8 protein-coding genes and 3 pseudogenes are annotated in these 9,175 nt (G+C 59.7%); 5 read left to right on the forward strand and 6 right to left on the reverse strand.

Features of this window, described 5'->3' with window-relative positions; genetic code table 11:
• Positions 1–353: 353 nt before the first annotated feature.
• Both EET67_RS25855 and EET67_RS24600 read right to left on the reverse strand, forming a co-directional pair.
• Positions 354–803, reverse strand: a complete 450-nt coding sequence (locus EET67_RS25855) for a hemerythrin domain-containing protein (RefSeq protein WP_245451235.1) — start codon at positions 801–803, stop codon at positions 354–356.
• A gap of 36 nt (positions 804–839) precedes the next feature.
• Positions 840–1,169 carry an EF-hand domain-containing protein gene (locus EET67_RS24600; RefSeq protein ID WP_245451234.1) on the reverse strand — a complete coding sequence of 110 codons (330 nt, stop codon included), beginning with the start codon at positions 1,167–1,169 and terminating at the stop codon, positions 840–842.
• Between the two features lie 348 nt (positions 1,170–1,517).
• On the opposite strand from EET67_RS24600, the gene EET67_RS24605 reads away from it, so the two are divergent.
• A complete protein-coding gene (locus EET67_RS24605) occupies positions 1,518–1,928 on the forward strand; it encodes a c-type cytochrome (RefSeq protein ID WP_342634691.1) in 411 nt (136 codons plus the stop codon).
• A 398-nt stretch (positions 1,929–2,326) separates the two neighbouring features.
• Positions 2,327–3,234, forward strand: a pseudogene (locus EET67_RS24610) (IS110 family transposase); the annotation flags it as partial.
• Between the two features lie 62 nt (positions 3,235–3,296).
• On the opposite strand, the gene EET67_RS24615 reads toward EET67_RS24610, so the two are convergent.
• Positions 3,297–4,754 (reverse strand): phospholipase D-like domain-containing protein, encoded by a 1,458-nt coding sequence (locus tag EET67_RS24615; protein ID WP_128628813.1) that lies wholly within the window; start codon positions 4,752–4,754, stop codon positions 3,297–3,299.
• Positions 4,755–5,000: 246 nt separating this feature from the next.
• Here EET67_RS24615 and EET67_RS24620 point away from each other — a divergent pair, with 246 nt between their 5' ends.
• The 3 genes and pseudogenes from EET67_RS24620 to EET67_RS26275 form a co-directional block, all read left to right on the forward strand.
• A complete protein-coding gene (locus tag EET67_RS24620; RefSeq protein WP_128628814.1) occupies positions 5,001–5,477 on the forward strand; it encodes a pyridoxamine 5'-phosphate oxidase family protein in 477 nt (158 codons plus the stop codon).
• A 39-nt stretch (positions 5,478–5,516) separates the two neighbouring features.
• Complete coding sequence (locus EET67_RS24625; protein WP_128628815.1) at positions 5,517–6,902, forward strand: MBL fold metallo-hydrolase RNA specificity domain-containing protein; 1,386 nt, start codon at positions 5,517–5,519, stop codon at positions 6,900–6,902.
• A 179-nt stretch (positions 6,903–7,081) separates the two neighbouring features.
• Positions 7,082–7,354, forward strand: a pseudogene (locus EET67_RS26275) (phage integrase N-terminal SAM-like domain-containing protein); the annotation flags it as partial.
• On the opposite strand, the pseudogene EET67_RS24635 reads toward EET67_RS26275, so the two are convergent.
• The 3 genes and pseudogenes from EET67_RS24635 to EET67_RS25925 form a co-directional block, all read right to left on the reverse strand.
• A pseudogene (locus EET67_RS24635) lies at positions 7,354–8,055 on the reverse strand (IS110 family transposase); the annotation flags it as partial. The pseudogenes EET67_RS26275 and EET67_RS24635 overlap by 1 nt on opposite strands.
• A 203-nt stretch (positions 8,056–8,258) precedes the next feature.
• Entirely contained in the window at positions 8,259–8,432 is a 174-nt protein-coding gene (locus tag EET67_RS25810; protein ID WP_165900037.1) for a hypothetical protein, read from the reverse strand.
• A gap of 426 nt (positions 8,433–8,858) precedes the next feature.
• Positions 8,859–9,175: hypothetical protein (locus tag EET67_RS25925; RefSeq protein ID WP_210211168.1), on the reverse strand; the 317-nt coding region annotated here is incomplete at its 5' end.

Genomic DNA, 9,175 nt, shown 5'->3' on the forward strand with positions numbered 1-9,175 from the left:
ACCTTGCTTCCTCTGCAATTGCTTAACCCATCCTAGCGCCCGGGCCATCGCAGCTGTTTGCGCAGGATCAAGTCAAGCTGCGGCGCTGGAAAGATTATGATTCCGTCAGCGTCGGAACCGGACGCCGAGCAATTCAAGCCTGGTGTGGACTCCTGACAGAGACAGAGATCGGTCTCGAACGAGCAGATCATGCCGGCTTTCGGGGCGGAGCAGTGCAGCACCAGATCGCGAGCGCGTCGCTTCGTCGCTTGCCGCGGCACCCGTCGACTTCAGCAAAATATTGATGTTGGCCCGCTCAATGCGATTTTCGGTGACCCAGCGGATATCAATGATCTAACTAGCGATCAATCAGCTCAACTCGACTTCGGAAGAACCGCCTTGAGATACCTCCCGATCAGCAACGCGGCCGGATAGGAAATCGCTTCTTCGGTTAGGGCATGCGCGATCAGCCGCTCGGCAAACCGCGCATATTCCGGCTTATCTTCGGCATTCGCTGCTTCTGCCAGGCGTTCCAGCGCTGCAACGATCTTCTCATGCTCGGCGAGCATGGTCGGTAGTTCGGCCTCGAGCCTGTCGGTCAGTTTAAGCGCCTCGACCATTCCGGATTCAATCGTGCCTGTCGACAAAGCCCGTAGCAAGCCCAACGGTGGCAGCGCGTATTCTTCCTCCTTGAGGAAATGGGGATGCATCACCTCGGCCACCGCTTTCGCCGCCTCCCCCGTACGCCCACCAGATTTCATGGCGTGCGCCAGTTCGCCGTGAAGTTCCTCGTGCTCAACCTTGAGCACGGACGGGGTTTCCATTTCCACGATCCTATCTTTTCTGGAGCCAATTCCAATCTAGCGCGGATTGTCGTCGGTTTGGCCGCGCCAGAAGGATTGAACCTCTTCCATCGCGACTTGGCCGTCGCCGTTTGTGTCGACAGCACGAAAAATCCGGGCGTGGAAATCTTGAACTTCCTGCAGCGACAGCGTGCCATCGCCGTCGGCATCCACGATGGCAAACATCACGCGCACAGGAGCGCCCCGCATCATGCGGCCTTGCCATCCCATGCGCGCGCCCATGTGGTCACGGCGCGTCCAGCGTCCGTCGTCATCATCGTCGTCGCGCTCAGCATCATTTGCGCTCGTTCCGGCCTCTCGCTGCTGGCGCATCATCTCCTGCATCATCTCACGCATCATCGCCCGCATGCCCTCTGGACCGGGAGCTGTTTGTTCGGCCTGGCTGCTCCCCTGCCCCGACGAAGAGCCGTCGGTTTGTGCCCAGGCTGCTGAGACCGCTATCGCAAGAGCGCATGCCCCTGTGAGGCCCACAAGCTTCAACCACCGTGCCATGCCACATCCTCCTTCTTGCCGTGCGATGATGGTAATCTATACCGCCGCCCGCTCGAGGCGTTTGATCTCCGTCAACTTTCACTCCTGGCGGGAGCAAAGATCACTGCAGATGGCCCGATTTGACACGCGTCAAAGCGCCTGAACACACGGCGTGAACAATTGCACCAACATGGGAGCGCGGAAATGGTGAAGCGTTGGGCAAGTGTCGCAATGTTGTGCGTATGCGTCCTGCATGTCGGGACGCCGTTCGCCCAGGAGCAGTCATATGGGGAGGCGGAGTATCTGAATTCGTGCGCCGCCTGTCACGGCCTTTATGGAAGAGGCGATGGTCCACTGGCCGAGGTTCTGACGAAGCGGCCAGCCGATCTGACCGTTCTGGAGATGCAAAACGGCGGTGAATTTCCCTACTATCTGGTTTTTGCAACCATCGATGGTCGTTCAATGACGCCTAGTCACGGTGCCCGCGAAATGCCCGTCTGGGGCCAGCAGTTCCTGGAAGACGACTCCAAAGCCTACGGTCCAATTGGCGGTGAGGCCGTCACGCAGGAACGCATTCACGCGCTGACGAACTACATTGCGACGCTCCAGAGATAGCACAGACGGCCTTCGCCCATCACAAGCGTCTCGTTTGCATCTGGTCGTCTTGCCGACCCAATGTCCAAACCTCTGGGGATCGCCATTAGCTACGATGGCTTCGTTCGTCCAACTCCATCTAGCCTACATGCGTCATCTGGCGGTATGGGTGAGGTGGCAAACGGCCAACACAAGGTGAAGCTCATGGAATGACCTTGAGTGGTTTCCTTGGTCCCCCACCCCGCAAACTTAAACGTCCTTGGACTACAAGCTATAGCACCTATTGGAAGGAATAGCGGAGCCGCCGAGACGACGGCGCGCAGCTTTTCGCTGCAGGCGCGCACCGGTCGAGGTGGCCATAGCCAGTCAAGGTTTCTGTGGAATGTGAATGTTCACAACCCATTCCGGAGAGACCGACCATGACCGTTGCAGATTCTACACCCGCCGATGCCGTCCTGGTAGCGATCGACATTGCCAAGGTGCGCAATGAGGTCCTGATCGAAGCGTCAGGGCAAAAGCGCCGCCGTCGGCTTTCGGTCCTCAACAGCCGTGCTGAGCACGACCGGCTGATCGATGTTCTGCGGGCGTATAGCCGATCCGTGGTCTGCGCCTTTGAGGCGACGGGGAACTATCACCGACCCATTGCCTGGCGTCTGGCTGAGGCCGGTTTTGAGGTGCAGCTGGTGTCGTCGCTGGCGCTCGCCCGGACCCCGGAGGCCTTACACAACAGCTGGGACAAGAACGATCCCAAGGATGCGCAGGTGATCCTGCAAATGCTGAGGATTCGGACGACGCAGGTCTACCACGATCCCTGCTGCGCGCCGGCATCAACGACGTGCAGGAACTGTCGAAGACGCATGAGGCGATCGCCAAGGCCAAGACCGAGATCCCGCACCGCGTCCTGACGCATTACCTGCCGCTGTATTTTCCCGAGATCGAGCGCTTTCGTGGAAACAGCCGCAGCGATTGGTTCTATGCCTTTCTCGATGCCTTTCTGACGCCGGCAAGCATCACGGCGCTGACGAAGGAGGAATTCGTCACAGCAGCCTGGGATGTCGTCGGCCGCAAGGTCAGCAAGACACAGATTCTCATGGATATTTACCAGACGGCGCGTACATCGATCGGACTGCCGTTGCCGCCCAACGCGCCTGCCATTCGCATGTTGCGGATGGTTGTTGCCGAAGCACGCAGCCTGATCTGGCAACGCAACGCGATCGAAGCCCAGGCCGACGAACTGCTGCGGCACAGCCAGGATTATCAGCTCCTGCGGCAAATCCCCGGCATCGGGCCGATCAATGCACTGACGATCATCGCCGAAGCTGGAGACCAGAAGGCAGAGGTGTCGCACGAGACGGCACATGGCACGCTGCGCCCGCCAATTGTGTAATATCAAAGGTAAGGCGACCCCAACCATAAGATTCGGTCGATCAAGCGGGCGAGGAACGGCCGCGATCGAAGGCCTGCGAGTGTCACAGGCACCGCTGACGAGACCCGGGATCCGATCCGCGCGTGGATTCTGCCCGCGAAGTCTATATCCATCACTTCGATATCGATTTCGAAGTTCAGCCTCAAAGACCGTGGGTCGAGATTGGAGGAGCCGATAAAGGCCCATGTACTATCGATCGAGAGTAGCTTGGAGTGATCGAATGGGCCCTTTGCTCGCCAGACCCGGCAATAGTTCTTCAAAACCTGATCGAACTGGGCGGTCATCGCACGATCCACAAGAACCAGATTGCTCTCGCTGGGAACTACGATATCGATCTCGACGCCGCGGCGGGCCGCCGTCGTCAGCGCGCTAATCAATTCACGATCCGGCAGGAAATAGGGTGACATTATGCGGATCGATCTGCGCGCGACGGAAAAGGCTCCCATCAGAAGTTTGTGGTTCGTCTCGATGCTCGCATCGGGCCCGGTTGCTACGGCTCGCATAAGGATGGGCGCGTCGGATTCGCCCGGAGGCACCTCAATGCGCCAGGCTTCGCCGCCCAGCCTCTCGCCCGTTGTGAAACGCCAATCTTCAGCCGCGATGGCCTGGAGGTCGGCGATGACCGGTCCGCTCACGCGAAAATGCGTGTCGCAGGAACTATCGAGGCCGGAAAACTCGGCGGTGAACTGCTTGCGGATATTCATTCCCCCGACGAAAGCTACAGCACCGTCCGCCACCAGAATTTTCCGGTGCGTTCTGAGATTGGCATAGGGAAGACGCAACCCCATGATGATGTTGCCGTTGAACACGTCCGTCGCAACGCCCTCGTCGCGCAAATAGCCGACAATGCTGGGAACCGAATATCGCGCGCCGACCGCATCGATCAGCACACGGACATCGACGCCGCGCCGGACCGCACCGATCAGCGACTCAGCGATGCGCAGGCCGATCGGATCCCGGTCGAAGATATAGGTTTCGAGGATCACGCTGCGTCGAGCGCCATCGATCGCCGCGGCCATGGCGGCATATGCCTCGTCGCCGGTTCCCAGAACGTCTATCGAGTTGCCCGTCGTCATGAGGTGACGCGTGACCCTGTCGCCGACGGTCTTGAGAGCGGCAAACCGCTTCCCGAACTTTTCAGCAACGAGTTCGCTGGTCGTATCGAAGCGAGGGTGCGTCAGCAGGTCACCGTCCAGAGGTGCTCGCCCCGAGGCGATCGAGGCGCGTCGAATGCGGTTTATGCCCGCGATCGCGTAGATCAAGGGGCCGACCACCGGCGATAGAACAATGACGCCAACCCATCCGATGGCTGAACGGACCTCATCCTTCGTCATGGCCGCATGAACGATCGCGACGATAGCCAATGGCAGGGACACCGCGGCAAGGAGTTGGGGCCAATAGGCCAGGAAAAGGTTCGACATGAGAAGCAGGCACCCGAGTGACAATGCACCAGCGGTTGAAACGTCGAGAGCATACTCCATTGAAAAGTACGGTGATCCCGCCATTGATCTTGCGGCAGTTCCTGGCATGGTGGAGATGCCAGGATGCACAATCGTCGCTCACTTCCTAAATATCGCACCCATCGGACAAGCCCTCATTGCGCCAAATCAACGCCCGGCGCCGCTCTCTCGCTTATTCTCCTGCCATAGCAGAACAGGAGACCTCCCATGGACGCCACCCTCCACGCCAAGATCCTCAAGCTGCTTGACGAACATCGCATCCTTACGCTCGCCACCTTGCGCCCCGACGGCTGGCCACAGGCCACCACTGTCGGTTATGTTAGTCAGGGGCTGACCCTGTGGTTCATGACTGGCAAGGACACGCAAAAGGCGCGGAACCTGGCGCGCGACAACCGCGTCTCGCTGACCGTGGACCACGATACAATGCAGCCTGATGCCATCACCGGCCTATCAATGGCGGCACGCGCCTTTCCCGTTACCGACGAGGCGACAATACGCAAGATACTGTTTGCCGAGCTGCCGAAGAAATATCCCGAATACGGGCCAATGATGACCGGCCTCGACATGTCCGGCGTCGCGGTCTTCGAGCTTCGGCCCGAAGTGATTTCGGTGCTCGACTACTCGAAGGGGTTTGCTCACACCGACGAAGTTAAGGTCAGCGCGGCTGATCGCGCAGCGGCGTGACATTTGCCGCCCGCATGCTCTCGGGTCCGGAGGCAAAAATTGAAGATTTCGTTCCATGGCGCGGCTCGGGGAGTGACAGGTTCCTGCCATCTGGTCGAATGCGCCGGCCGCCGCATCCTGATCGATTGCGGCCTTTTCCAGGGCAAGCATGAACTCGGCGAGGAAAATGACCGTCCCTTCGGCTTCGATCCAGCAGCCGTCGACTGGCTCCTCCTCACTCATGCCCATCTTGATCACTGCGGGCGAATGCCCTTATTGCGGAAACGCGGCTTCACGGGCGAGATAATCGCCACCTCCGCTACGAGGGATCTGACGCGCCTGGTGCTGCTCGACGCTGCAAATCTGCAGGAAGAGGAGGCTCGGAGATGGCATCGCCGAGCGGCACGCAGCGGAAGTGCGGGAAACTTGCGACCGCTCTATTCGGTGCTCGACGCGCTTGACTGTATGGAGCAGTTCGGCAGGACTGCGCATTACGGCAAGGCGATCCGGCTCGCCGAAGGGATTGTCGCCACATTCTTCGATGCAGGTCACATCCTCGGTTCGGCCAGCATCCTTCTCGAACTGTCCGAAGGTGGGAGTTCCCGCAGGCTCGTCCTGTCCGGCGACATCGGAAATGCCGGTCGCCCCCTGATTTCCGATCCTACCGCCCCACCCGGGGCGGACGCGGTGGTCATGGAATCGACCTATGGCGATCGGCCGCACCGCCCGCTCCCGGCATCGGTCGCGGAACTGGAGCAGACGGTGCGGGATGCCTTCGATCGTGGCGGCAATGTCGTTATTCCGGTATTCGCACTGGAAAGAACCCAGGAACTGCTCTTCCACCTGCGCCAGGCAATCGTCAGCCGCAGGTTGCCCGGTCTGACGCAAGTCTTTCTCGATTCCCCCATGGCGATAGCGGCGACGGAGCTTTTCAGGCGTAACGCCGAATTTCTCAGGCCCGAGATCGCCTCCGGGTTCGCAAGTGGTCATGATTTTCTGGATTTCCGGGGACTGCACTTCACGCGCGATCGGGAGGAATCGGCGTCGATCAACCGCATCCGCAGTGGCGCCATCATTATGGCCGGTTCGGGCATGTGTACCGGCGGGCGGGTTCTCCATCATCTGAAGCACAACCTCTGGCGGCCCGAGTCCGCAATCGTCTTCGTCGGCTACGCGTCGGAAGGGACACTGGGCCGGCGCATAATCGACGGTGCGCGGGAAGTCTCCTTGCTCGGCGAAAGCGTCACCGTCCGCGCCACCATTCATACCATCAACGGGTTTTCTGCCCATGCCGCCCAGCCGGAACTGGTCCAGTGGCACCGCCATACGAAGGCTGCACGAACCTTTCTGGTGCATGGCGAAACCCTCGCCATGACAGCGCTGTCGAGGCGGCTCCATAATTCGGACGTCATCATGCCATCGTTGAACGAATCCTTCACACTGTAAGCACCGAGCGTGTAAAGGGCACAGAAGTCCTATGATTGCCCATAACTACACAACCATTGTCGAATTGAGCGCTGGATTGAACGAAGCCGCTGACGCGGCATTTAGCGGGTAGGTTTGCGTGTGAGGCTTCTGTTCTTGAGGATTACTGCTGTTGAAGCGCAATGTTAAGAACAGGGGTAATGAGATGCCCGAGTCGCCAGCGCGTGATTGAGAGACATGACGACCCGCAATCTGTCGCCGGCCGCGCAACGATCCTACGTGCACGCGGTGGCGAAGTTCTCCCGCCATTTCGGCCGGTCCTCTGACCGGCTCGGCCTGGAAGATATCCCGCCTTCCAGCTGCATCTTGTCTCGGCCGGGATTTCGTGGCCTGCGTTGAACCAGACGGTGTGTGCGCTACGGTTCTTTTACGGCGTTACGTTGGGCCATGCCGAGATTCCGGAGCGGATCGCCGGTTCGTCGAAACGCGACATGTCGTCGATTGCCGCGTTCATCGCCAGCGCGATGGTTACATCGACACCGGGAATGGTCATCAACCGCTTCATACCTTCATCATCCAGAGCCGAGCGGGCAAGATCGCGTTCGATTACCTGGAGGTCTTCGCCCAGCCGGTCGAACTCGCGTAAATGCCGATCGATCGCCAGGCGCTCGTCCTCCGGCACGATCTGTTCGTTCAGCCACGATCTGCCTTGGCGCCGCACAGATCGGCATGCGGGCAGGACGGGATCAGGTGGCTATGAAGGATCGCCTGGATGACGTTCTTCAGTTGGGTCCTCTGCCGGACGATCTGATTGCGCCGCGTCACCTGCCGGCGCAGAGCTTGCGGCTCATCCGCCCAGACTTCCGGCAGGAAACCACTGGCATCGAGCTGCGGCGTCGATCGTATCCGTCTTGATCTTGGCATGAGCTATGATGCGCACCTGCTTCGGGTTGGCGATCACCACTTTCTTCACATGCGGAGCGACAACTGCCGCCGCCGAGCTTGCGTTGCCGGCGGCCTCGATCACCACGACGTCATCCGGCGACAGCTTCGCGGCGAACGCCCCCAGCAAATCGCATCGCATGTCGACACGACCCAGCCACCTGAGCTTGCCGTTCTCCCAAGCCACCGTCTCGGCAAAGGCACGATGGATATCCAGTCCGATGATACGCATGCCTGTTCTCTCCTTCTTGGCTCGGTCAAGGACGGGAGCTGGCGGGCAAAACGCGAGGGGCGGCCATGTAACGAGCTCGGGCTCTCAGCCCACAGTCTAAAGACGGCCTGCCCGCACCTTCGCTCCCGGTGCCCCACGTCCCGGATGGGCTCACCATAAGGCCGTTCCGGAAGAAGAACAGCAGGACGAAAAGGCACCGCACATCACATACCGGATAATGGGCAGGTGGAACGAATGAACCGGGCCATCAAGGAAGCCACCGTCAAGCGGAAGGCGAACCGATGAACGTCGTCGAAGGAGTTGGAAACGATGGTCGCCAGGATTTCGAAGCCATGCGAACGTGCCATCTGCAGCTGGCGTGGCTTATCTTCGGCCATCAGTATTGCGCTTGGGGGGCTGAGCCAGCGGACATCGAGGAACAGGTAAATCGATTTCAGCAGGGACAGCCACTCGTCTCGGCGGTAGTGCGCTACTGGTCCTCGCCAACGAGGTGGGCGTGTGGCATTTCCGGGCGCGCCGAAAGTAGGCCGACCTGACCTCTCCCAGTCTAACTACGCAATCGTGGTGGTGCAGGTCGAACGCGCCTCTCTCGATCGATACGGATACTTGGAAGCGGGGGATTGTCTCGGTGTTGAGGCGGAAAAAGACAGTCCGTTCCTCTTCAACTCCCTGACAATGTAGTCATTTGTGAGGTCTTTACGGTTTGTGACGATCAGGCAATCCATCGATGCCGCTGGGTCACCAGAGCCCATAACCTCTAGGATTCGTGTCGTCGCTTTCAAGCTGCGCGGCGGTCTTGGTCATCAACTCGGCGAGGTACCGGCGGGCAAATCGTCGTCAGGCACGGCGTTCGTTGCCGTCCGGCGGGTCATATCACGAAACGCCGGAAGCGTGTCGTCACTTTCGTTCTCGACTTTGGTTTTCGTGGTCAGTTCGGCGCTCTCCGGCGACAAAATCGGAATGATCCACGTTGCTGAATGCTCTATGTTACAGGAGGTCGCTTCAGCTAGCTTTGGCGTGTGGGCGTGGCGACTGCGGAAGATATGCGTCGAAGGCGGCCGCCACGGAGCGGACGACGAAACGATGCTTCGCGTTGACGCGCACGACGCCCCTTTTGAGT

The sequence above is a fragment of the Borborobacter arsenicus genome, from assembly GCF_003934165.1.
Classification (GTDB): Bacteria; Pseudomonadota; Alphaproteobacteria; order Rhizobiales; family Rhizobiaceae; genus Pseudaminobacter; species Pseudaminobacter arsenicus.

Excerpts from the sequence above, each read along its gene's own strand:
- EET67_RS24615 (WP_128628813.1), bottom strand. The coding sequence starts at position 4,754 with ATGTCGAACCTTTTCCTGGCCTATTGGCCCCAACTCCTTGCCGCGGTG.
- EET67_RS24620 (WP_128628814.1), top strand. The coding sequence starts at position 5,001 with ATGGACGCCACCCTCCACGCCAAGATCCTCAAGCTGCTTGACGAACAT.
- EET67_RS25855 (WP_245451235.1), bottom strand. The coding sequence starts at position 803 with ATGGAAACCCCGTCCGTGCTCAAGGTTGAGCACGAGGAACTTCACGGC.
- EET67_RS25810 (WP_165900037.1), bottom strand. The coding sequence starts at position 8,432 with ATGGCCGAAGATAAGCCACGCCAGCTGCAGATGGCACGTTCGCATGGC.
- EET67_RS24605 (WP_342634691.1), top strand. The coding sequence starts at position 1,518 with ATGGTGAAGCGTTGGGCAAGTGTCGCAATGTTGTGCGTATGCGTCCTG.
- EET67_RS24600 (WP_245451234.1), bottom strand. The coding sequence starts at position 1,169 with ATGATGCAGGAGATGATGCGCCAGCAGCGAGAGGCCGGAACGAGCGCA.